The organism is Rhizobium sp. BK313 (genome assembly GCF_014193655.1).
GTDB lineage: Bacteria > Pseudomonadota > Alphaproteobacteria > Rhizobiales > Rhizobiaceae > Rhizobium.
Genome location: NZ_JACHZQ010000001.1, coordinates 941,585 through 963,182, shown reverse-complemented (window position 1 = coordinate 963,182; position 21,598 = coordinate 941,585). Strand labels below are relative to the sequence as shown.

General features: G+C 56.5%; 18 protein-coding genes and 8 pseudogenes. 10 read left to right on the top strand and 16 right to left on the bottom strand.

The genetic code is table 11. The features are described from left to right. Window positions 1–567 precede the first annotated feature (567 nt). Window positions 568–855: pseudogene (locus FHT86_RS38770) on the top strand (catalase); the annotation flags it as partial. A gap of 49 nt (window positions 856–904) precedes the next feature. Here FHT86_RS38770 and FHT86_RS04595 read toward each other — a convergent pair. After that, complete coding sequence (locus FHT86_RS04595) at window positions 905–1,201, bottom strand: PRC-barrel domain-containing protein (RefSeq protein WP_133705720.1); 297 nt, start codon at window positions 1,199–1,201, stop codon at window positions 905–907. Between the two features lie 382 nt (window positions 1,202–1,583). Between FHT86_RS04595 and FHT86_RS04590 the strand changes: the two genes are divergently transcribed. The 3 genes from FHT86_RS04590 (at window position 1,584) to FHT86_RS04580 (ending at window position 2,501) form a co-directional block, all read left to right on the top strand. Beyond that, window positions 1,584–1,904: a hypothetical protein gene (locus FHT86_RS04590; protein WP_133705719.1), complete on the top strand. Its 321-nt coding sequence runs from the start codon at window positions 1,584–1,586 to the stop codon at window positions 1,902–1,904. Window positions 1,905–2,110: 206 nt separating this feature from the next. Then, entirely contained in the window at window positions 2,111–2,266 is a 156-nt protein-coding gene (locus FHT86_RS04585; RefSeq protein ID WP_166656749.1) for a hypothetical protein, read from the top strand. Beyond that, a complete protein-coding gene (locus tag FHT86_RS04580; RefSeq protein WP_133705718.1) occupies window positions 2,256–2,501 on the top strand; it encodes a hypothetical protein in 246 nt (81 codons plus the stop codon). The genes FHT86_RS04585 and FHT86_RS04580 overlap by 11 nt, the downstream gene beginning before the upstream one ends. 537 nt (window positions 2,502–3,038) lie before the next feature. Here the strand turns inward: FHT86_RS04580 and FHT86_RS04575 are convergent. Then, entirely contained in the window at window positions 3,039–3,299 is a 261-nt protein-coding gene (locus FHT86_RS04575; RefSeq protein ID WP_133705717.1) for a DUF982 domain-containing protein, read from the bottom strand. Window positions 3,300–3,606: 307 nt separating this feature from the next. Further along, window positions 3,607–3,813, bottom strand: a pseudogene (locus tag FHT86_RS38615) (hypothetical protein); the annotation flags it as partial. Window positions 3,814–3,926: 113 nt separating this feature from the next. Between FHT86_RS38615 and FHT86_RS04570 the strand changes: the two are divergent. The 5 genes and pseudogenes from FHT86_RS04570 to FHT86_RS04550 all read left to right on the top strand — a co-directional run bounded on the left by FHT86_RS04570 (window position 3,927) and on the right by FHT86_RS04550 (window position 8,536). After that, complete coding sequence (locus FHT86_RS04570; protein ID WP_246779385.1) at window positions 3,927–4,289, top strand: hypothetical protein; 363 nt, start codon at window positions 3,927–3,929, stop codon at window positions 4,287–4,289. 231 nt (window positions 4,290–4,520) lie between these two features. Further along, window positions 4,521–4,728, top strand: a pseudogene (locus FHT86_RS04565) (cold-shock protein). 1,186 nt (window positions 4,729–5,914) lie between these two features. Then, window positions 5,915–6,412, top strand: a pseudogene (locus FHT86_RS38765) (hypothetical protein). A gap of 532 nt (window positions 6,413–6,944) precedes the next feature. After that, a complete protein-coding gene (locus FHT86_RS04555; RefSeq protein ID WP_133705715.1) occupies window positions 6,945–7,343 on the top strand; it encodes a DUF1236 domain-containing protein in 399 nt (132 codons plus the stop codon). A gap of 800 nt (window positions 7,344–8,143) precedes the next feature. Continuing rightward, entirely contained in the window at window positions 8,144–8,536 is a 393-nt protein-coding gene (locus FHT86_RS04550; protein WP_133705714.1) for a response regulator, read from the top strand. 33 nt (window positions 8,537–8,569) lie between these two features. Here the strand turns inward: FHT86_RS04550 and FHT86_RS38610 are convergent, their stop codons facing one another. The 4 genes from FHT86_RS38610 to FHT86_RS04535 form a co-directional block, all read right to left on the bottom strand. Then, on the bottom strand, window positions 8,570–8,752 hold the full coding sequence (locus tag FHT86_RS38610; protein ID WP_312862260.1) for an RNA polymerase sigma factor: 183 nt from the start codon (window positions 8,750–8,752) through the stop codon (window positions 8,570–8,572). A gap of 18 nt (window positions 8,753–8,770) precedes the next feature. Then, the gene (locus FHT86_RS38605; protein WP_312862259.1) at window positions 8,771–9,262 is read right to left on the bottom strand and encodes a sigma factor; all 492 of its coding nucleotides are present in this window, start codon (window positions 9,260–9,262) and stop codon (window positions 8,771–8,773) included. Between the two features lie 244 nt (window positions 9,263–9,506). Then, window positions 9,507–10,241 (bottom strand): endonuclease/exonuclease/phosphatase family protein, encoded by a 735-nt coding sequence (locus FHT86_RS04540; protein WP_133705713.1) that lies wholly within the window; start codon window positions 10,239–10,241, stop codon window positions 9,507–9,509. 346 nt (window positions 10,242–10,587) lie between these two features. Then, window positions 10,588–12,009, bottom strand: coding sequence for a phospholipase D-like domain-containing protein (locus tag FHT86_RS04535; protein WP_133705712.1), 1,422 nt, complete (start codon window positions 12,007–12,009; stop codon window positions 10,588–10,590). Window positions 12,010–12,191: 182 nt separating this feature from the next. Here FHT86_RS04535 and FHT86_RS04530 point away from each other — a divergent pair. Continuing rightward, window positions 12,192–13,110 (top strand): annotated as a pseudogene (locus tag FHT86_RS04530) (DUF72 domain-containing protein). Between the two features lie 304 nt (window positions 13,111–13,414). On the opposite strand, the pseudogene FHT86_RS38760 reads toward FHT86_RS04530, so the two are convergent. From FHT86_RS38760 to FHT86_RS04485, 9 genes and pseudogenes are all read right to left on the bottom strand, one after another. After that, window positions 13,415–13,802, bottom strand: a pseudogene (locus FHT86_RS38760) (DUF72 domain-containing protein). A 307-nt stretch (window positions 13,803–14,109) separates the two neighbouring features. Beyond that, window positions 14,110–14,271 carry a hypothetical protein gene (locus FHT86_RS04520; protein ID WP_166656748.1) on the bottom strand — a complete coding sequence of 54 codons (162 nt, stop codon included), beginning with the start codon at window positions 14,269–14,271 and terminating at the stop codon, window positions 14,110–14,112. Between the two features lie 318 nt (window positions 14,272–14,589). Next, a complete protein-coding gene (locus tag FHT86_RS04515) occupies window positions 14,590–15,417 on the bottom strand; it encodes a Crp/Fnr family transcriptional regulator (protein ID WP_246779382.1) in 828 nt (275 codons plus the stop codon). Window positions 15,418–15,498: 81 nt separating this feature from the next. After that, window positions 15,499–17,450 (bottom strand): annotated as a pseudogene (locus FHT86_RS04510) (ABC transporter ATP-binding protein/permease). Window positions 17,451–17,782: 332 nt separating this feature from the next. Then, window positions 17,783–18,310 carry a sigma-70 family RNA polymerase sigma factor gene (locus FHT86_RS04505; protein ID WP_133705711.1) on the bottom strand — a complete coding sequence of 176 codons (528 nt, stop codon included), beginning with the start codon at window positions 18,308–18,310 and terminating at the stop codon, window positions 17,783–17,785. A gap of 586 nt (window positions 18,311–18,896) precedes the next feature. Next, the gene (locus FHT86_RS04500; RefSeq protein ID WP_133705710.1) at window positions 18,897–19,895 is read right to left on the bottom strand and encodes a DUF3618 domain-containing protein; all 999 of its coding nucleotides are present in this window, start codon (window positions 19,893–19,895) and stop codon (window positions 18,897–18,899) included. Beyond that, window positions 19,895–20,311, bottom strand: coding sequence for a phage holin family protein (locus tag FHT86_RS04495; protein WP_133707069.1), 417 nt, complete (start codon window positions 20,309–20,311; stop codon window positions 19,895–19,897). Before FHT86_RS04495 ends, FHT86_RS04500 begins: the two co-directional genes overlap by 1 nt. After that, the gene (locus FHT86_RS04490) at window positions 20,304–20,885 is read right to left on the bottom strand and encodes a nutrient deprivation-induced protein (RefSeq protein ID WP_183868529.1); all 582 of its coding nucleotides are present in this window, start codon (window positions 20,883–20,885) and stop codon (window positions 20,304–20,306) included. Before FHT86_RS04490 ends, FHT86_RS04495 begins: the two co-directional genes overlap by 8 nt. A gap of 261 nt (window positions 20,886–21,146) precedes the next feature. After that, window positions 21,147–21,323, bottom strand: a pseudogene (locus FHT86_RS04485) (alpha-amylase family glycosyl hydrolase); the annotation flags it as partial. Window positions 21,324–21,598: the final 275 nt, after the last annotated feature.

The window sequence follows — 21,598 nt, the reverse complement described above, 5'->3', positions numbered from 1 at the left end:
AAACGCGATGATGGCGCATATGGGCGTGGCGCGAAAGCCGGCCAACAGTAGAACCCGGAAGATGGCAACCCCTGCTCCGAAGGCAGCTCCGCGGCCAAGTCGTTTGAACACGGACAACTAGACGCCCAAAAAGTCAGAAGCAGCGACAAACCGCCGGGAAGATAGGCGCCTTCGTTCGATGCGTCCGATATCTCCATCTCATTGGAATTAGTTTGCCAGTCCTCATCTAAGGGCGTAGCGTAACTTATCGTTGCCCAACTGAACGGGCGGCTGCGACCGAGAGACGCAAGCGCTCTCGCCCTGAAGTACGAAAGGGCAAGCCATGTTCAGCTTACCCGCAAAAGAAATAAATCTTCCTATTTCCATTTCGAAAGTCCGAGAAATCTTTAAAAGCGCATGTCTGCGCCGTGGAATACGTCAAAATAGCTACAAGGCTCAGGACCTATCCACAGTAATGCTCTCTATATACGCTATGGGAATCCGCGACAGCAGTCGATTTCGCGATTTGGCCAATTTCTATCCGTGAGCGGGCCAGGAGGCTGACACAACCTCGGGCGCGATGTTTGCGGTCTTGCAGGCTCTACACGCCGCGGCAAACGGGATCTGAGGGGAAACAATAGTCCGCTATTCTTGATCCAGGATCCGATCATATTTCCTGACAATGTCCATGCTGCCAGGCATACACCCAATCGGCCACTTAGGTCGCAGTTCGGACTTGTGATGGCTCGCGATTGCCATCGACTCGCTTGCGTCCCAACCGCAGCTGCGGGTTTTGATTTGGCGCCTGCCGATTTGTTGCCAGACCTACCGTTGGCCGTACGCAGTGGCGAGGACGGCCTCAAACTGTTAGGGTAACTAACTCTGTTGGCAGAAAAAGCCCGGCACTACGGCCGGGCGATGAGATTTAGTCGTGATGCTCGGGCATTTGCTTGAGCTGATCTTTCGTCCAGGTGGTGAGCGCGTGGACATTACCGTCCTCGTCTCGCATGAAGTCGAGATCGGTCAGTGGAACGGCTACTGGCTTTGCTCCGATGCCGAGGAAACCGCCGACATCGATGACCGCGGTACTGCCGCCACCTGTGCCGTGAACATGGTCTACGCTGCCAACTTCGTGGTCATCAGTGTCATAGACTGTTGCACCCTCAAGGATCGCAGGAGTGAGCTCGGCAGGCTCCAGTCGAACGTGATTGGTGTGATCCATTTCGTGTTCCTCCATGTTGGTCAGACTGAACCAACCCGTATGAAGGTCGTTTGTTCCACCCGCGGACGTCTCTCGATGCTCGCAACCGTGAGCGTGGCCTTCAGCCGAGGCGGACGGGATTCGATTCTGCGTTCATCCTTGCACTGTTTCTGTGAAAACGGCCGAAGTGACTAAAATCCCGCCCAACGTCAGATCGATGGGCATGGTGCCGATGTCGACGACAGTGGCGAGATGGTCGAGGAACATTACCACCCAATCGTCCGAATACACATCGCCAACGAATGCGCGAAAGCGTGCCGCTTCTGCCGAAGTCCTAATCAGGACGGGGACCTCTGCGCAGCTTTGAGGTTGGGCTGCCGTCAATCCTACTTAGGAGAAGACAATGTTCCTGAAAATCCTCTCGGTCTCAGTGCTTTCGCTGTCGCTTGGCCTCGCAACCGTGGCTGTCGCACAGCAATCCGGCAACAACAGTAGCAGCTCGGGCTCGTCGAGCGATTCGGGCTCCAACAACGGCGCCGCTGGCGCCAAGAGTAATGGCGCCGGAGCGGCCTCCGATAGCGGCGCTGGCGCATCGGGAAGCAGCGGAGCATCGAACGACGCTGGCAAAGCAAGTGACTGCAACGCCGACTCGACATCGAAAAATACCACCACCTTGAAGCAGGGCCAAGCCGCCAATCCAGCCGCCTCCTCGAGCTGTAATTGAAGCAGGCAGAGGCAGCGACTGTCGCGTCGCTGCCTCGCTTTCGGGTGGCGATACGAAGCCCAAAGACAGCGTGCGCCATTGTCTCAATCGCATGCGGCCGACGCACTTGTGCAACGTCCAGTTCGAACACGATCCAAAGGCTCGGGCTTTCACGTTGGAACAGGCATCCTGCCGGAACGTTTTCATTGAAAGGTCAGGAGGCAATAATGACAGGAAATCTGGATGCGCAGCAGCCTAACGAATTGGGGCGGACGTGGAATCTCACCAGCAGGGTTCGAACCAAACCACGGGCGAAAGCAATCCCCTGGTTGCTTGCGATCGGGGTGGCGGAACGCGCGGTGTTTGTTTCTCATGTGCTCTGAGCGCAAAGGGGATCCCCCGGCAGATCGGCAGGACGACAAGTCAGGTAAGGACGAGAAGCGATACGAAGTGGCGGTCGATGCTGACGATACATGGCAGGTCATCGACACCATGACGAACCTGCCGGCAGCGTCGAACGGCAGGGAATTTGTCCGGCTTGGAAAGCAGGACGCCGAGGACCTTGCGGACGAACTCAATACTTGCGAGGCGGAAGGCCGCGCGAGCCCCCTCGTCTGACAACCACCTAAAGGTCATCACGTTGGGCTACCAAACTCGAGGAGGTCGTCTTCCGGGCAGAGACAGGAAAAGACGAAGCGACATTTTTTTACTCAATCTCATAGCCAGCTGCATGATCCTGCTTCTTTTCGCGTAACCTTTAAGACGAGTGTCGCAGTGCCGCCAATTCGGGCGCGGCCTCAGCGATCGAAAGAAAATGATGCGCCCACCCGTGGCCACCACTTGTGAAAATCCAGACGCTTCGTGGTTCAATGGTAGCCATGGAGTCGAGAGGAACGACCTATCGCTTGTTTGGGTAGATCTCGGTGGCTGGGTGACCGGCCACCGTCTTGTGCGCCTTGAATCGCGAAGCTATGTCGTGCCGGACGCCGTCCGTCAGCGAGACCATGCCGAGCGGCATCCCTCGTGCCAATTTGCGGTGCACTCCGCTTTTTTGGACGTTATCCGCGGCTAGACAGCGCTTGCATTGCCTTTTGTCCTGCACGAAAACGTTGGCGCGCCGTGGGGCCTGTTGCCGCCGAACTGGTTGACCTGACTTTATGCCAGCATCTTTGCGTGGGCGGCGGCATCAACGAACGCTTGCCGCGCGACATCGACACTCGTTTCGTCGCGCAATGCAAGAAGGCAGCACCGTTTGGCCGCGCAATACCAGGAGCTCTCACGTTCGGGCCACCGGTGATTAAGGAACTCGAGCGCAGCGTCCGGGCCGCTTACTTCCTCGCGAAAGCCGCTCCCAACTCGGACGTAAACCGGCACTTTCCAGGCAAGTTTGAAATTGACTTTGATAACCTCGGCCATTTGCGCCCCATATTTGAGCTACAGAACAGCCGGGGAAGGCGAATGTTCCCGAAACTACCAGCAACACGGCCGCAACAATTGGGAACAAACTAATGACTTGCTCGTTTTTATCGCGGGCTTTTTAAGCCAAGGCCCAAATTCCGCACTCTCGTTAGCCCCGCTCCAGCGGGGCCTTTTTTCGAAATGGGGTAGAAAATGCCTCATAGCTATGGCTTGTTCCGGGTACTCAGAGAGCCCGAAACGCGCCGCCCATGGGTGAACAAGGCAATGGCCTTCTGACAATTTATCTTGAAATCCCATTCCGGGATCATCTGTCATTTATTGACGGTAGGAAGTTCTCGACCTGCTTCCTCTCGTCGTCAGTCAGGCTCTCGATGTTTTCTTTCCAGAACTTTGCCGCCTCTTGCGGCTCGCTCTCCCATTTTCGGGTATCAGTGATGTTGTCGTCGATTTTCGATTTCCGGGTGCCGCCCAGGCTAAGATATTTCTTCGCCAATTTCGGAGAGCGTGTGTCTTCTATGCCCGCAGCCTCCTTTTCAGATGCGGGTAAACCGTCGCGAGAGGCTCAATGTTTCGGAACGCAGTACGCCGATCCGTGAGTGCAAGCGCCTCCTCTTCGGAGTCAGCATGATTTCCTTAGTGCACGGCCGGAGTAGTGACAGCGCGACGAAAATCTGGTTCTTCGAGGTTCCGCACAAATCGGAAGACGCTAATATGGATGCCGGAGAGAACGACCTGCGTTTCATTGCCGTTATGCGGCGCTATTTCGCTATAAAAGATGAGCTGGCAGACTTGAAGTCGTCGCTCGAGAAAACGCGGAAAGCGACGGGGATGGAAGTAGGAGAATTCTACTACGTTCACGGCGACAGCGAGCATGTGGCCCAAGTGATCCGAACCGTCGCCCTTAAGAAGGAGATGGACATTCTGATGGGTTTGGCCGAGGGCTGGGCGAGAGGAGAAATCATCAGTCTCGATACACCGTCCTATTGATTCGCCGATCGGTGGCAAGGTCACCCTCTTGTGGCAAGCAAGGGATGATGAAGGAATTATCTTTATCAAGTCATGGATATCCAGGCCGGCGGTTGTTCATAGGCTGACCTCGATCTGCAGTTGAAAATCTGCAACACGCTTCTCGGAGATGGTTGTTTTTGTCTGCTTCCTATATTACGCCACCGTTCCGTCAGCGCGCCGCTGCAAAATGAAACTGGGAGAAAGCCGACAATGGCGATTGGCAGTGTAAAATGGTTCAATGCGACGAAGGGGTTTCGGCTTCATTCAGCCGGATGACGGCAGCGCGGATGTATTCGTTCATATCTCGGCAGTGGAACGTGCCGGCATGCGCGGTTTGACCGATGGTCAGAAGATCACTTACGAACTGGTGAAGGATCGCAAGTCCGGCAAAATGTCGGCTGACAACCTGGAGGCCTGATGGGTCATCGAAGTGATGCGCCGCACAAAGTCTGCTCAAAGGCGGCTTTGACGGACAAGCGATCGGCGGTCGTTTGGCGCTGAGATTAAGGCTCGATCAGGAGAGGAAAGCAGTTGAGCGCAGTCTTACGGGTCCGTGAATCGGCCCTGGCTCGCGGTTTGCGCGCGTACCTCATCAAGCGATAAGTCCGTAACACGAATTGCGCTGGATCATGAGAAGCGGTTACGCCGCCTGTGGCTGAGGCGGCGATTCCATCATGGCTCGCTGGCTCCCAGTCCGCGCTGTTCCAGTTTCAGATGGAACATGGTTTCGATCGGCTGGACGGATCCAAATGGTCGGCGGTGCGGTTTTCAACGTAACAGCGGACCGCCGAACTGCGCAGAATAGCGGGTCTTGATAAGAGAATCGCTGACACCGCCAGGGGACCAAATGGCGCCATTGTGCGCCCAGAGCCTGAAGCAAACAGCTGCTTCAAAACGTTTCTCAACTACCGCCACTTCGGTGGGTGCTCTACGTTGTACCTTAGTTCCGCGGCCGTCGCGAACGGACCAAAGAGCTGGAGAAGCCTCACTTCGTTTTCCCTGCTTAGCTGATGCCGTTCACAGAAATCCGTAACGGCCCAAACACGGATTGGGACTTCGCCAGTTACCTCTTTCGGCTGGATGCGCTGCATTCAATTCCTCCTCGTAGAACGCGGGCTAACATACACGACGCTATTTTAGATAAAAGTAAAATACGACATCTTGAAAGGAAATGTCCGATACCGGACATTTCCATCACCGTGTGCGCCTCCCGTCCGATGAGAACGCGGGTAACTATCGCCCTGCTCCGCTCGCATTCAAGGCGACAGCCTGCAAATCCAGCCAGCAATGTGCGCCTCGGCCGCCTTTCCCGGGACGAACCAGGCTTTCGTGTCATCATTCTAACGCGATAACGTTGGAGGTCTCGTCCTCCCGGCAAAAGGAAACATTCCAGAAAGAACCGCCCGCATTGCGTGGGCAATCTGGGCTATTCGCAGGAGACGACGTTCGCCGATGCTCTCCGCAGTTCAATCCTTTCAAGACCAAAGCCTGAAGCCAACATCTTGGAGCGGGCCGGTTCAGATCGCTATTGGATATCGATCGCCGCCTGCGCGACGCTGCTCCTGGGAGCGGACCATCTATTTTCCCCAAGATAGGAGGCCGAAATGGAACAGCATACCGTGGAGCAGTTGAAAACCGTCGCAAAGATCAGGCCGACATACGCTCGCCTGGAACTATCACAGTCTAAGCGGCTTGAACGATGGGCGGACGTTCTGGAACGCAGTGCCCGACCGTTTCTCAACACGCCTTACGAAACCGAATAACAGCCCGCAGCGGAGCAGGCAGCCATGCGAGGCGACTACACGCCGATTGCCGTCGCATATGCTGATCCGGTCCTACGGGCGGCGGGAATGGAAACCGATAGCTACGGAGAAGCCAAGCGCTTCTTTGAACTGACCGATCACCAGCTGCACAATCTTGTATACTACTGCCATTTCGGCGCACACGTCAGTGCGGCACCGGTCGCCCGCCGGTTGCGATCGATGGCAGCGCGTAATCCGCAGCGTCAAGGGCTCCGCTTTCTCGGTTTGTCGAGAAACTGGCTGGCACCATTGGTTATCGTCGCCGGGGCGCTTCTATTGCTTTTTGGCGCATATTTGTGATGCACCGTACTCGATACAGCTGCCATCGGCACGATCCAAACGATAGTTCCGATGTGTTGAATGCGGCCGTCGCAGCTCTGGCTGGTGCACTCGGCGGTCGACAGCCACTTCCTGACGCTTGCACTTCCAAAACGTGCCGTACACTTTTTAAGCCTCGCCGGCATTCGCAGGGGCGTTTTATTCTCGGCAACGTCCGCTTGCCGAACAGGCCAGATCGTTTGCCAAGGAAGCAAAAAACACGTCATCTGGCCGAACGTCTTGTGACCGACCGCTGGTTGAATTAACCTACCAGGGGTCGAGCGGGAAAGCCCTTTTTCGAGGGCTGATGGGACGATGATGAGCATACCGGCGACCTGCCGCACACAAGCTTCGGTAGCCTGTCGAACGGTGTGGGACCTTAGTCCGCGCCAGGCCAGACCAAGGTCCTACCCACCCCAGACTGAAGCCTCACAACCGGAACAGACCGGGTTCTCAGATGTTCTACCCTAGCTCCGTTTCATGCGGAGGAATAGGAAACACAAAGGAGAATCTGATGAAAACGAAAGCACTTAGCATAGCTGCCCTCTCCCTTGCATTGACGAGCGGGTACGCTTTTGCACAGTCTTCTACCGTTACCGGCGCCGCAGGCGGGGCGGTGACGGGTGCCGTCGTGGGTGGTCCGGTAGGGGCCGCAGTCGGCGGTGTTGCGGGCGCTATCGTTGGCACTGCTATCGATCCGCCGCCGCAGAAGGTTGTCACCTACGTGCGTGAACAGCCTTTGCCCGATGATGCGGTTGTCGTGAAGGAAAAAGTCGTAGTCGGCCAGCCATTGCCGGATGCCGTCGTGATACGAACGATTCCGGAAAATCCGAAATACGCCTACGCTGTGGTCAACCACGAGCGCGTTATCATTGAGCCTTCTTCACGCAAAGTGATCAAGGTACTTGACTGATCGACTATTGGAGAGTGAGGCCGGCTCTCCGTTCATACCTCTCGAGCAAGATGCAAAGCCCGGCGTCTCTCGGCGCCGTGGCTGGTTTGCGCCCCGTATGGGAAAAACAATCGAGAACATTCTTGTCGCGGGTGCGCGTGGACTGAGCGCGTCGACAACAACGGCGCTTCCGACCTCAGCCAGATCAGTGACAGTCACAAACAGCGCAATATGCAACGGTCCTCCCGAAGACCGTTGCATCAGCGGAGATCCAGCGTACGTGGACGAGCACATCGACCTTGACGCGATCGATAGTTCGAGAAAGCGTAAGTTATCGGGCGGTTCGCCGACGTCCGCTGCGGTTGTCGGCGAAATGTCCGTCATCGGTATAGCTGCGCATCAAGAGAGTCCAGGACAAGGCCTCTCGCGCAGCCTCGACTGTCGCCTGATGCGAAACGCAGCAAGGCATCTTTCCCTAGCCAGCGGATGGAATGTGCCTCTTCGAAGGCCATCAGACATTCCGGAAAATGTTCCCGGATTTCGAGGTTTTTCCGCGCCTCCAAAGCGCTCGCATGATAGAGGAGTTATTGTCATTCAGGACGATCGCCATGCTCTCGCCGATATTGGCGGAACAACCATTTGCCTCCGCGTGTGGGCGTGGGAATTGCGACGTGAAGCTGGAATTCCGGGCCAAAATCCGCCTTCATCGGCTTCCGGGGTGAATTGCGACAGAATGGTGCTGATTTAGGCCCGCCTCGTAGATTCACTTTCAGCTCGCACGAGGCCCATCTATAAGTGGTCAAGTTAATCTGGAGCGGTTAATGAACGATTCGACGATCACATATAGCCCGATGTTTTCGGACAAGCGGCTTTTGATCGTTGAGGACGGGGATTTCCTCGCGGACGAGACGCTCCAAAAATTGCGGGAACTGGGCGCTATTCTGATTGGCCCCATCCGTGATGTCGGGAACGCTCTTGAGCTAATCGAGAGCGAAACCGTTGATGCTGCGATTCTGGACCTGCATCTCGGCGCGGACCTTGTGCTTCCAGTTGTGGAAACGCTCGAGAGGCTGAACCTGCCGTATTTGTTCGCGATAGGCCACGGTATGCCCGTCGTTCCGGTCGGATTTACCGGTTTTGTTCTCTGTGAAAAAGCAGCCGAAATCGAGTATATCGCCAAGGCGCTGTTTGGCAGCCCAAAGTGGGATGTCTGAAGTTATTTTGGAGCTGCGACGCATTGGGCGATGTTAGCCGATATCCTTGTCGAGTTGAGCGGCAAGCTGCTGGCGGGCTCGGTTGATGCGACTCTTCACCGTGCCGATTGCACAGCCGAATTTATCCGCCGCATCGTCGTAAGAGCGACCCTCGATCACCACATATTCCAGTACCGCTCGATAGGGCTCGGGTAGCAGGCTGCAGGCCCGTTCCAATTCTCTTGCTCGGATTGTCTATTCCTGGGACGGCAATTCCACGCCGGACCCGGACACGCATTTCTTGCTGCCGGGCGCCTCGCGTTTGGCAATGCGGAACTTCGTGCAAAACGTATTGCGCATGATGGTAAACAGCCAGGATTTCATCCGTGTTCCAGGATCGAATTGCCCGAGGTTGGCGAGCGCCTTTGTCAGGGTTTCCTGAACCAAGTCCTCGGCATCAACAGAATTTCTGTGGAAGGTCCTGGCGAAAGCGCGAAGAGCCGGAATGAGGCTAACAATCTCAGCCTGCAAATCCCCTGACCGGGACATGTCGATCACAACACTCTCCTCCACCCGCATCATTGGAACGATGCTGTTGATGTTTGTGTGCGCACCTATTGGAACGCCACAAAAATCTGGCTCGGCGACCTTGCGGATGCCGGTAGGTTCATTCCAACGATCATAAATTGAGCGAGTCGCTCCGATGACGCCTGAATCCCTTCGGGCTTTGTCAAGCGCTCTTCGCATCCCCTAAGGAACGGCACCATGTTCAGGTTGTTCCGTGTAGGTCCATAAAATTATTTAGCATCACCTCATATACGACGGCGAGACAACTATTAGGAATGACGGCTTGCTTCGCCTCACTGGTAAGGCTTGATCTTGATGCTCGAAACGTGGGTGGGCCGATGTTTTTACAGCTGACCTTCGGCCCGGGGCGGCCCGCCAGAATGAATGCCGATGGCAAAACACGCAGGAAAAGAGGTTGGGCGCGTCAATCGCCAAGGTCGATTTCCGCAATCAATGGAAGATGGTCGGAAGCAACACTCGTCAACCGATTTCGAGGTACGGACGTGCCAAGGACGGCAAGATCAGCGCTGACGAAAATATGATCCAGCCGTAGCAGCGGATAGCGCGAGGGAAAGGTCGGCCTCACCGGTTGATTGCCGGAAAGTTGGACGTCCTTCAATGTGCGGGCGGCGAGACGATAGGCTGCCGAGGCGGGAACGGCGTTGAAATCTCCGCAGAGAATGGTCGACTGAAGGTCCATGCCGCTACCCTTCAGCCATGCAGGCCCTAGGAGTGTCGTCATTTGGTGGATCCGATCGCGTCCTCGAAGGCCAAGATGGGTGTTGACGAGATGCAACTGCCTGTCTCCCACCATGACTTCGATGGAAAGCGCCCCCCGCGGTTCGCCCGATGAAGGCAAAGGACCGGCCTTGATCGCCTTTGTCGGCAGATCCGTGATGAGCGCGTCTCCGTATTGCTCGTCGGCTAGCGTCAAGGCCGGATTGAAGTGCGCCTCCATCTTCAGCAACGAGGCGATCATGCCCGCCTGATCGACGCCGCCGGTTCTGTGGCGGCGAACGTCAATCTCCTGCAGTGCCACGATGTCTACCCGTGCCTCTTTAATGACCGCGGCGACCCGGCCAGGGTCGATCTTGCGATCCGTACCAATGCAACTGTGCACGTTGTAGGTCAGAATTCTGATCGATCGTCCGTGGGGCATGGCCGGGGAACACCAAACTCGTCCGATCGTTCCACATTATCAGGGCGGAGTTCCATGCCCAGAGGAATCGCCGATGACCTTGAAAGCCTGATTTGGAATAGCCTGGTCATCGCAGCGATATCGCTCGCATTCTTCCTTCTGCATCGCATCCTCCAGCATTACAGCGTATATGACATCAGGACGGGCGGACTCGGCACTCGGCGTACTTGAGTCGACCGTCGCCTACATTACGCCGGATGTGGCCTCCATCGGCGCCTTGATCGTATTCCGCTGCATCTATTGCCTAATCCCGCTCATGCTGGGAACGACCCTCCTGATCGCCAGCGAACTGGCGTTTCGGCATCGCTCAGTTGGAACGAAGGAGCCGGCGAAGGCGGCCGACAAGGCGACGAGAACCCCGTCGCCCTAGCGGACGGGCGGGATCAAATATCGCGGTTCCCGCAATCGGCTCCGTCCTTTCGCAGGTCGCCGCAAATGGCTTGAGGCACCGGGCCCCGACATTCAGCTCGGCTATCGTCTCGATCAGCGATCCACTCCGTCGAAAAGCATTTCGAACGGCGCTGGCGGCGCAGCCGAGATATTCCGCCACGAGCCGGTTGCGCAGTTCACCGATCGCCAAGCGGTGGGCGGGCCTAAGTGCCTGAAAGAGAACATCGCATTCGGTGTCGAGCCCCTCGGATCGGTGGTTGAGATTAGAGGAGCCGATGCGCAACAGATTGTCGTCGGCGATCAGGAGTTTCGAGTGAACAAGCAGTTCGACCTGCTTTTCGCCATCGGGAACGACCGGATAGAGGACACGCAGCCGACCGTGACGATCGGCATTCATGAGGCGCCGAATTATCCTGTCGCGATTCCGTCCCATGACAAAGTTTTCGATCAGGCCATGGGACTTGCGCGTGCAGATGATGACGACTTCCGGGCCGTTGTCTTCCCACAGGCGCGCTGCGATGGCGTCTGCGACATTAAACGACGCGAGGTATTGCGTTTCGATATAAAGCTGACGTCTCGCGCTGGCGATCACCTCCTTTGTCACGACGATTCCTTGACCCAGGCCCGATCTGAAGAAGGTGGCCGGTTCGGTTACCGCAAGCCTGACCGGCACATTCTCAAGCGATACCGCGAGATCGCCTGGCCAGTCGACGGCCGTCTGCGCCGGCAAGGCCCTGTATTCTTCGCCAGTGGCATCCGTCCATCGTCGCCTCGCCACAGAGGCGATAAGCCTTGCGGCGTCCCCCGTTACAATGGCTTGCAGATCGTGAAGCGGCTCGTAAAATACCCCCTCCGGATCGCGTTTCAGCTTGTCGCGAACCCTGTGGCCCCACGTGTCCCAACGCCGCGACGTCAGATCGATTCCACCGACGAAGGCGACGGAATCGTCGATGGAGACAAGTTTCTGATGGTGACATCCTCGAATGGAGGGCTGGATGGCGAACCGCAAGTTGATGTGATTGTTCTTCGGAAAACTTTTCTTGCGCAATACCTTCAAGGATTTCTCGGAATAAAGCGGTCCCAAGGCCCAGATCAGAATACGAATCTCAAGATCGGGATTGGCGTCCGCCAGAGTATTCAGGAGATCCCCCAGCGTTTCGCTGGATTTCTCGGGCTGCAGGCGGATATCGGGATTGAAGTCCCATCCGATGATCCAGATCCGTTTTCGCGCGTGGCGCAAACTGAAGGCCAACCGAGAGAAATACGCACTGCCATTGATTAGGAAGGCCGCCTGCGCCGCAATACCTTCCAACCGTACATCTTCGGCTTTCAGCGACATGGCAGAACCATTTCACTCCTCTCTGTGTCCGACAGCCGGTCGAGCCCCGACAGGTCCTTGTCGCTTTTGCCCTAACCAAACGCCCGGATTTTTCCAAGGTTCCGCCGAAGGGCGCTTGACGATAGTGCCGCCATCAAAGCCGGATTGGAGGAACAAGTCGCCAGCGTCACAGTTCCTATTGAATGGCGAAGACAGGCACGATCCGCATCGGTATCTCGGGTTGGACTTACGCCCCTTGGCGCGGCGTCTTTTATCCGGAGGGTGTGACGCAGAAGCGCGAGTTGGCCTTTGCGTCCAGGCAATATTCGTCGATCGAAATCAATGGCACTTTTTACGGCCTGCAACACCCGGAGGTCTTTGCGAAGTGGCGCGACGAGACGCCGGACGATTTCGTCTTTGCGGTAAAAGGCTCCCGCTACATCACTCATCTGCGCAGGCTTCGCGATGTCCAAACTCCGCTCGCCAATTTCTTCGCTTCCGGCGTGTTACGCCTAGGCCCCAAGCTCGGACCCATCCTCTGGCAATTTCCGCCCCGACTGCGGTTCGACCCCGATCTCTTTTCCGCATTCATGAGAATGCTTCCGAAGGACACGGTCGCCGCCGCCAAACTTGCCCAACGGCACGACGACGACTAAATGGTCGCGACTGGGTGAAGGCGGATGGCGAAAGACCTATTCGCCACGCCTTCGAAATCCGCCACGAGAGCTTCGTCGACCCGGATTTTATCGACCTGTTCGCGAGCATGAATTCGGGCTTGTCTGCGCGGACACGGTCGAGTGGCCCCTGCCGATGGACGTGACGGCCGACTTCGTCTATTGCCGTCTCCACGGCTCTGAGGAGCTCTATGTCAGTGGCTATGACGATAAGGCCCTGGATATCTGGGCAGGGAGGATCGATGACTGGACACACGGTCGCGAGCCGGCGAACGCCAATCGCGTCCTTAAGCCGCTGAAGCGGGCACGCAAAGGCCGCGACGTCTATGTCTATTTCGACAATGATGTGAAAGTGCGCGCCCCCGCAGACGCGCGGGCGCTTGCCGAACGGCTTGGATTGGCAGCTCCCGCCATTGCCAAAAAACATTCAAAATTGGTTGCGGCTTAATATATCCGTTATCCTGGCGCCGAGAAAGACTGACCTAACGAAACCACGTCACGTCTGCCGTCCCCGTCCACCCCAGAAAATCGCTTCTGAGACCCTATTTGTCCTTCCCAAGGTCCGAGGACGCCGAGGACGAACTCGTCGATCATGACAAATATTTGTTGGCGCCTGGAAAAGCGTCCGCCGCGCCAGGCGCATCCGCGCCGACACTTTCGGCAACGCTATGCGCAGTCTTCAACGGTGTCGTAGCGGTGATGATGACACTGATGATTGGCTGCTAAAGGCCAGATCATAGCAACGTACACCGTTACCGGCTCGCTTCAGCCCATACCATGAGTTCGGGCTCGCTGTAGTCGTGGCGATACCACCGGGTGGTGCCGTCGAAACGAATGTAAATGTCATCGGCAGTTTTTACTAACTGGTCTGGAAGGCGGGGAGCGCTGCAGGAACAAAATGCGGAACCCTCGAAACGCGGACAAAGTCTCCTCGTTCCACCAACTCTTGCCGCGGAATTCAACGACGTTGCGGTGACGGGGGTCGAGCTGCGTCAGAATTAGTTGCAGTCTGTCCGGATCATAGCGCACGCTTGGCGGCAGTTGAAAAAGAAAGCTCGACGGGACGTCTGCCGGGTAAAACTCTCCTTTCCAATGCCAATAGAACCATCCCGAGCAGCCGATATGGGTGGCCCCAGACATGCGGTGTTCGGGTGCTGCAGGCTCAGCGTCTCGCTCGCTTGCCATCCGTGCCACGTGCATCTTTTCGGCACGATTAAGATTTGCAATGCGCTGGTTTTGCCTACGCTCCGCTCGGCGCAACCTCCGCTTTTCAATTTCTTCCCACGAGGATTCTTTCACGTCAGCTTCCCCGACAAGGTAAACCGGGCTTCGGGGCGCGATCGTTCGATCGGATAGCTTGCCTTTCCATGCAACCATCTTGAAGTAGCGCCGCGCCAAACCAGAGGGTAGAAAGAGCCCAATATGGGGCTCTTTCATTTTTCATTGCTCACTTGGAGTCCTTATGGCTCTGTTGGCCAGCTTTGACATGCTGCTCGTGTGATCCACCCTGCTTGCCGGTCGAGCTCGCGCTTTCCTTGCCCGAAGCGCTTTTGCTTCCTTCCGACTTAGAGCCGCTTTTGCTGCCCTGCGTTCCGCTGGTAGATGGCATGATATACTCCTCCGTCGATCGAGATCATGATTGATCCCTGCAAAGCCAACCACGATCGTGAGGAAGTGTTCCGCCGATGGCATCAAATTTTTGAAACGGGACGATCAGACGATAGCACAAACCTGTCGCCACCCGAGGGAATCATGGAACCGAAGCCCTCTCTGACCACCTATCGGTCAAACGTCGCAATGATCCGTATGGAATTCGCCACTCCGCGAAAACCCTCCTTTGTTGAGGCGTAGCGAGGGCATACACTGCGGCGGTTGACACAGTTGGCCGAAAGGGTGTTGCAGGTTCAAGGGTAACCAAGCCTTGCAGTCACTGCTTTTCATCGCTATCCGCGGCGCCTTGCAGCAACACCAAATACTCGTGCTCTGGCTGACCGTAAGATCCAGCGGAATATTGCTCCAGACCTGGTCGGTCCTTAACGACGACGCGTCCGCGTTCAGACCGAATTAGACCCTCGCCCTCCAGGATATGCAGGGCCGTCGTCACGCTTGGCCGTCGGACCGCCAGCATCAAGGAAATAAATTCATGCGTGATCGGCATATTGTCCGTGTCCAGACGGTCGTGACACATTAAGACCCATCGTGCCAGGCGCTGATCAATTTTGAACGCAGCATTTGCGAGCGCGGTGTACGCTACTTGCGCGGCGAAAACATAAACGTAGCGAGACAGCAAATTGCTGAACGCCGTGCTTGTGGCAACGATGTCCTGAAAGGCGACGACAGGAAGGCGGTGCGCATATCCTTCAACCTGCATCACGATATCGTAGGGGTTGGTGTTTGCACCAACCGACGACGCAGTTGGGGCAAAACCTTCTCGCCCAAACATACCGGCTTCGGCTTTCAGGCCAGTCTCTGAGACGGCCAGAACAGAACCGATTCCCGAAGACAGAAAGTAGACTGATTCCAATGGCTTTCCCGCTTGGGCAATCTGCAAGCCTCGAGGCAAATAGACCCTTTCCAAGCGTTCCATAAACGATCGCTGCTCGGTCTCCGGGAGTAAAGTGATCAAGCCGTTGTCGGTCCCTAGCCTATCATCCATCGCACTGCCTCCCGCTTTGCCATGCGCGACGAGATACGCCTTGATAACCTGCCCGTCACGCACGGATTCACTGCGCCAAAACTTCCCGACCCCATCCATGGCTGGCCCAAGTCCCGGACCCGGCGGTCTTCAATTTCTATTCTGAGACAGCGCCGCGTTACTCGAGGTCGTGCTCCCTTTCTATAGTGAGCGCCGGTTCTCCAAAACGCGCAAAAGCAAGTTCCGTTTTCTCTTGCGCTGGACAAGATCAATATCACTGACAAGCTTTGCGCCGCCCTCGCGCCGCTCCAATGTGATCTTTCGGCTATGGAAGGCTTCCAGCTCTGCTCGATGCGCTACACTTATGATGGTGACCGTCGGCATTTCATGGATCACCATCTCCATCATCTTGTCCTGGCTTTTCTCATCGAGTGCTGACGTTGCTTCATCCAGCACGATAATATCGGGATTGTGTAGGAGGAGACGCGCAAACGCGAGCCGCTGCTTTTCGCCACCGGATAACGTCTGATCCCACGGCCATCGTCCTCGATCTTGTCGTTCAGATAATCGAGTCCCACCTTGTCGAGGGCTGCCTTGATCTCATCCAGCGTCCAGCTATCGGCGGCACGGGGATAGGCGGCAGCACGAAGAAGCGTCCCGGAAGGGATATAAGGCCGTTGCGGTAACATGAACAGTCGTCTGTCGGCGTGGAAATTGACACTACCGTCACCCCACGGCCAAAGACCTGCGATGGCCCGCACCAGCGTGCTCTTGCCCGAACCGGATTCTCCGGCTACGAGCACGCGCTCGCCTGGTTCGATCACGACCTGTGTTTCCTTGACCACGGCGGTGCCTTCGTCAAGGGACACCGAGAGATCGTTTAGGCTCAGCATCGCTTCGCCTTCAGTTTCACCGCGCTGGATGCGCCCCAAGGCGTTGCTCTGTTCCGCGCGCTCGAGCCCGTCGAGCGACATCATTAGCGAAGCAATGCGCCGTGCACAGGCGTTCCAGTCGGCGAGACGGGGGTAGTTGTCGACCAGCCATCCGAACGCGCTCTGAACGATGGCGAAGGCAGAGGCAGCCTGCATCACCTGTCCAAGAGTCATGCTGCCTTCGAGAAACTTTGGAGCGCAAAGCAAAATCGGCACCACTGGCGCAAACAGGCTCGACCCCTGGGACACAAGCGTTGTGCGCATGTGCTGGCCTGCAAGGAGTGCCCATTGCCTGAGCACATTGGCAAAGGTCTTGTCGAGGTCGGTACGCTCCTCCTCTTCACCGCCGAGCAATGCGATACTCTCGCCATTTTCCCGCACGTGCGTCAGCGTGTAGCGAAATTCCGCTTCCGACTGATTTTTGACCTCAGAGACGTGGACGAAATGGCGGCCGATGACCGCCATCGAGCTGGACGTGATCGCGGCGTAGAGTACCGCAGTGATGACGAGGAAGCCGGGAACAGTGACGGTCGAGCCTGCTATTGTCAGAATTAGAGCCCCACCGATTGTCCAGAGCACCACGATGAAGGTTGAAGCGGACAGAAATGCGGATATGACACCAGCGATGAAATCGACGGGTGACTCGGTGGCAATCCGCAAATCCTCCGAGATACGCGCTTCGGGGTTTTTGTGGTCGCCGCCGATGAGGTTCAACTGATAATAACGGCCGTTTGCGAGCCAGCGCCCGATCACTGCCGTTGTGAGCCAGGAACGCCACCGGCGATGGATCATCATACGAACGGAGACTTGAACAGTGACAAGGGCGACGCTTCCGAGCACGAGTGGCAGGAACACGGCGCTCAGGAAGTAGACGGTGCTCGCATCGTGTCGTTCTATGGCGTCAAAGATCCCGCGATTCCACACATTGATTCCGTACTGGAAGCCGACATTGATGCCGATCAGGGTCAATAGCCCGATTGAGCACGGCCAAGCGAGCCCGTCCCCGCCGCGGCCCCAGTAACCGCGCGCGCTGATCCAGAAGCGCGTTAGCAGGTACTTCTTGCGCGCCTGCTCGGCCCCCTCGGGCGTCGACTCTCGATCGGGTTCGATGACATTTGGCGGCGGAGCGACCTCAGTCGATGCCTTCTCTTGGTGCGACTTCTCGGCGCCATACGGTTCGGTACCGTCGACCGATTTCGGATCGAATTTAGCGTTGGTCATAGGCACGCAACGGCCTAAAAATCAAAAGGTTTCATGATGCCATGTTCGACACTGGCATCGGAGGGTCGAGAAAATGAGGCAGACGTTGGTCGAACTCAAAAGCCCTTAGAGGGCCTGTTCACCCCAAGAGCATCAAGCTGGCCACATCTCGGTCCAGCTCTTCGAGAATCATCCCAAGAATGCAGCGAGCCTACCCGATGGCAAACTCATCTTCGTCTCCTCGAGGGTTCGCTTTCATGATCTCAGCGTCCTTTGGCAGCAAGGCTCTTGCAAGGCGAGAAACCTCAATCCTCCGCTTCCAAATTCTTCTTGCTCTCCTCCACAGTCACCGCCTAGCTCATTGAAATCCCGTGACAAAGATCACTTTCTCCCAGTATCTCAGCTAAATGAAGCCGCGCCCGCGAGACCCGACTTTTGATAGTGCCGATCTTGCAATGACAGGACAATGCGGCGTCCTCGTAGGAAGCACCGGCTGCCACGAGCAGAAGGGCTTTTCTCTCCCCGGCACTCAGCTGCGCGAGCGCAGTATCGACGTCGATTGCGCGCATAGCCCAATCCTGTGTCGCTGACATCGGCAGGTCGTAGCTCGCAGCATCATCGAGACGACCGCAGCTTTCCCTCACGTGACGTCTGTATCCGGTGCAATAGGTGTTACGGATGATCGTAAACAGCCATGATTTCATGCTGGTCCCCGGTCTGAAGTGGTCAAGATGGCTGAGTGCGCGGGAGACGGCCTCCTGGACGAGATCGTCAACATCGTTGTTGGAACCAACGAAGCGGTGGGCGAATGCGCGAAGTGCCGGTATGAGGGCAACGATTTGCTCCTCGATCCTGAGCGATGCCGATGCAGCATGAGACATCCTGTGGTCTCCCCTTAAAGTTGGGGAATGCCCGGCAACAAACGTTGTTCCTGTCCGCTATCGTACAGTGGGAGATCCCAAAATACGCAATATTTTCAATATGGATCACGCTTCAGTACATTTCTCCTAGGAGCAATCTGTCTCGCAGGGCTTAGGGAGGGAACTGTGCTGCCTTTGGCGGGACCACGCATTGGACAAACGCCGTGACGGAAGTACCACGAAAACGAATGAAACAACTCTGAAGGCGTCTCTCACCTTGGCAATAAATAGGGAAATCACCGCCTGAACTGTCTGCACAGGGTGGGAAAGTTTGCCCTTGCCGCGAGTGTAGGCCTCGCACGGTCCCAGGGTGATGGAATATCCGTGAGTTCTTCGCAGATCGCGCATTTGCCCGGATGCGGTTCTTACCGCATCATCTGAACCGATCGCTATATTGCTGGCTCGGGCTTGATCTGGATTCCGAACGACAAGGAATTGTCCTTTGCCATTCGAGCCCGAGACTCGTCCGTGCCTGAGCAGCCCTATGCGTGAATCCGGCACCTCTGCTCTGCGCTCTGTCTCCCGCGCAAAGCCGAGGCACCACAACTTATTGTGGAGTAATTTTCTCCTGCGTTAGCTGTCCAACCTCTTCGATGATTCGGTCCTTTGCCGTGTCGTGGACGTCGGAAACGATGGATACAGCCTTGTCATAGGCGTCCGATGCAATGCCTTTGCCTTGTTCGACAATATCAGACGCTTGAGAGACCAAGTTCTCTCTCACCGTATCCGCTGCATCTCCGAGGACTTCATCCTCTTTCTCGGTATGGGGAAGCGCTGCACCGATTGCCGCGCCGACAGCAAACGCCAACGCGCCGCCGACCAAGGGTTGATCGCGCAGGTGCATCAAGATCGTCTCATTGAGACGATTTGACTGATCCAGGAGCTTCGATCCTGCCGATGATGACGAACTTGAAACCGAGCTTGCCACGTCGCTCACCTTTTGAGCGACGTTTCCCGCCGCATCCTTGACCTGCTTCCAAGATTCTGAGGCCCAACCTGCAGATGCGTCCAACATGGCGCCGGCCTCATCTCTTATAGAGGTCATCTGCTTGCCGGTGGCGTCTGCAAAGCCGCGATAGGTCTTTCCGCTTGAATCGATAAAATCACCTGCCCGACGCCCGGCTTCGTCTGTCAAAGCTTTGAAGCGTTGCCCCGCATCATCAACGAAATGACTATAGCGGGCGCCGCCAATCTCTTCGGGTGGACCGATAAGACGTACGCTCCCATGAGCAGGGTATAGCGGATAATCGTCATCGGGCGCAGCAGCGGAATAACGTGCCGCCGGTGTTTCACTTTGTTTGGTCATGAGCCACGCAAGGCTGACACCGACCAAGGCCACGGGGAGCGGATTGGCCTTGACAGCGTTTCCGAGATTACTGACAAACTCGCCGCCACCGCTTCTCTTCGCATAGCCAAGCACTTCGTCGAGCAACTGCCCTGGAGACAGTCGTTCCTGGATAGCGCCGAGCTGATCTTCGATCCTTTGGCGATCGACATCGATTTCTCGCTGAATGTCGGCTGACGATTTTTCTAAAGAGTGATCCATCACATTTTCTCCTTAACGACATCAACATCACGGCGAAGCGATGCGGTCGTCCGATCAAGCTTGAGATTGCTACCGCGCAATGCATCCAGTCCTTTGGACAGCAAAACCCAGGCGATAGCGGCAATCACCGCGCCGACAATCAAGGCAGAAAGCGCATTTGCAGCGACCTGGGTCATGCCTTGGTCGACCATCAACGCCGCGATACCGCTCACCATGGCGCTCAAGAGGACGCCAACGGCGCCTATTGCGAGGACAAGGCCGATTAACAAGACTTCGACGCCGCTCAGCGCTTTTGCTAGTTTTTCAGACGCTTCCGTCTTTGCAAGGTCGATCTCCTTGCGCAGAAGGCCGGTGACATCAGAGACGAGGCCGCCAATCAGTTCAGAAAGAGGGGTGTTGTCTATCGTTTTAACCATTATAACGCCCTCCAGACAGTGGCGAAGGGGCCATTCCTTGCGAGGCATTAGCTCCGGTCTGCTCGTTTGCAGCGCTAGAAGAGCTGCGTTTTGCGGAAGCCGTCAGAAATCGACTTGCCGCCAACCCAGCAAGCGCTGCGACACCCAGGAAGGCCAGTGGCTGCTTGCGGCCGAACTCTTCCGCCATGCCGACTATCTGACCGAAATTACGACCTTCGATTTTTCTCGCAAACGACTGAACGCCGTCGCCAATCTCCTTTGCATAACGGCCGACCTCCTGTTGATCACTATTTGCCAATTCAGCACCTACTTTTTGCAACGCAGATGCGATTCCACCGACCTGACGTGCGGCAAAGTTGCTCCGTTCCACGACCGTGTCTTGGACTTTCTCCATGGCCGAACTGGCGCCGTCCTTGACGGCCTCTGTGGCCGCACTGATATCGGCGCCCACCTTGGCCTTAAGGTCCTGCACACTGGGCGGCGAACTGGTGGATGTATCGCTGCCGGCTTTGTTTGTCGGTTCGTCCAACGCCGGCACTGTGTCGACCGGAGACCGTGTGATTTCGTCTGGCATTTGTTCCTCCCACATTAGTTAGCGCGGCAACTGCCGTAGACGCCGAACCAAGCGGAAGTACTTTTGTTCCGCCCAGAGCCATCCGGAACGGCGCGACCGCACCGATCATCCTGCGATGTGAGATTGGGACCGCTCCATTCGGCGGAAACGGCGCTTGCGCAATAGCCATGAACTGGTGGGCAGACGCCTTCGGCCGTTCCAAATTGATCGGTTATCAACACGGCCCTAGGTGGCGCCTATCGGGCGCAAATCTCGCGTCAACCCGGGGGACGTCTGAAACGGCATTAGCCAAATTGCCGTGATGCCGAGGCCAGCGAGATAATCCAGGCGATGCATCAGCCCCTGGAAATCCCCAACGCCGTCGCCATTGGCGTCCATGAAGGTCTCGACGGCCAAGCTGTAGATGACTGCGTTCTTGTACCAGAGGTCGTTGATCATATCGGTCTCCGAGGGTTCCCCAATGGGCAATGGCGTCGCCCACAGATTGTTCCCGCGAAGGATGGACGTGTTGTACCAGGAGGATTCTGTCCGGCTTTTCATCGGCGGCGCGAATAGCCAACGGGAACGTTCAGACCTTCGAAGGTCGAGGCATGTCCTGCAGCGAGGTGGTTTTGCACGCGCCAAAGCTCTGGATTGCGTATTTTTCGGTGCGCTGGCAATGGATCGGCGCTGAGTTTCAACTGCGATCGACATTTATCTTTCCGTGAGGGCAA

Bases quoted from the DNA above. Each gene is read 5' to 3' on its own strand.
- FHT86_RS04590 (WP_133705719.1), top strand. From the start codon at position 1,584: ATGTTCCTGAAAATCCTCTCGGTCTCAGTGCTTTCGCTGTCGCTTGGC.
- FHT86_RS04505 (WP_133705711.1), bottom strand. From the start codon at position 18,310: ATGTCTCATGCTGCATCGGCATCGCTCAGGATCGAGGAGCAAATCGTT.
- FHT86_RS04500 (WP_133705710.1), bottom strand. From the start codon at position 19,895: ATGGATCACTCTTTAGAAAAATCGTCAGCCGACATTCAGCGAGAAATC.
- FHT86_RS04595 (WP_133705720.1), bottom strand. From the start codon at position 1,201: ATGGATCACACCAATCACGTTCGACTGGAGCCTGCCGAGCTCACTCCT.
- FHT86_RS04575 (WP_133705717.1), bottom strand. From the start codon at position 3,299: ATGGCCGAGGTTATCAAAGTCAATTTCAAACTTGCCTGGAAAGTGCCG.
- FHT86_RS04520 (WP_166656748.1), bottom strand. From the start codon at position 14,271: ATGCCATCTACCAGCGGAACGCAGGGCAGCAAAAGCGGCTCTAAGTCG.
- FHT86_RS04540 (WP_133705713.1), bottom strand. From the start codon at position 10,241: ATGCCCCACGGACGATCGATCAGAATTCTGACCTACAACGTGCACAGT.
- FHT86_RS04515 (WP_246779382.1), bottom strand. From the start codon at position 15,417: ATGGATGGGGTCGGGAAGTTTTGGCGCAGTGAATCCGTGCGTGACGGG.
- FHT86_RS04555 (WP_133705715.1), top strand. From the start codon at position 6,945: ATGAAAACGAAAGCACTTAGCATAGCTGCCCTCTCCCTTGCATTGACG.
- FHT86_RS04495 (WP_133707069.1), bottom strand. From the start codon at position 20,311: ATGGTTAAAACGATAGACAACACCCCTCTTTCTGAACTGATTGGCGGC.
- FHT86_RS04585 (WP_166656749.1), top strand. From the start codon at position 2,111: ATGACAGGAAATCTGGATGCGCAGCAGCCTAACGAATTGGGGCGGACG.
- FHT86_RS04535 (WP_133705712.1), bottom strand. From the start codon at position 12,009: ATGTCGCTGAAAGCCGAAGATGTACGGTTGGAAGGTATTGCGGCGCAG.
- FHT86_RS04580 (WP_133705718.1), top strand. From the start codon at position 2,256: ATGTGCTCTGAGCGCAAAGGGGATCCCCCGGCAGATCGGCAGGACGAC.
- FHT86_RS04570 (WP_246779385.1), top strand. From the start codon at position 3,927: ATGATTTCCTTAGTGCACGGCCGGAGTAGTGACAGCGCGACGAAAATC.
- FHT86_RS38605 (WP_312862259.1), bottom strand. From the start codon at position 9,262: ATGCGAAGAGCGCTTGACAAAGCCCGAAGGGATTCAGGCGTCATCGGA.
- FHT86_RS04550 (WP_133705714.1), top strand. From the start codon at position 8,144: ATGAACGATTCGACGATCACATATAGCCCGATGTTTTCGGACAAGCGG.
- FHT86_RS04490 (WP_183868529.1), bottom strand. From the start codon at position 20,885: ATGCCAGACGAAATCACACGGTCTCCGGTCGACACAGTGCCGGCGTTG.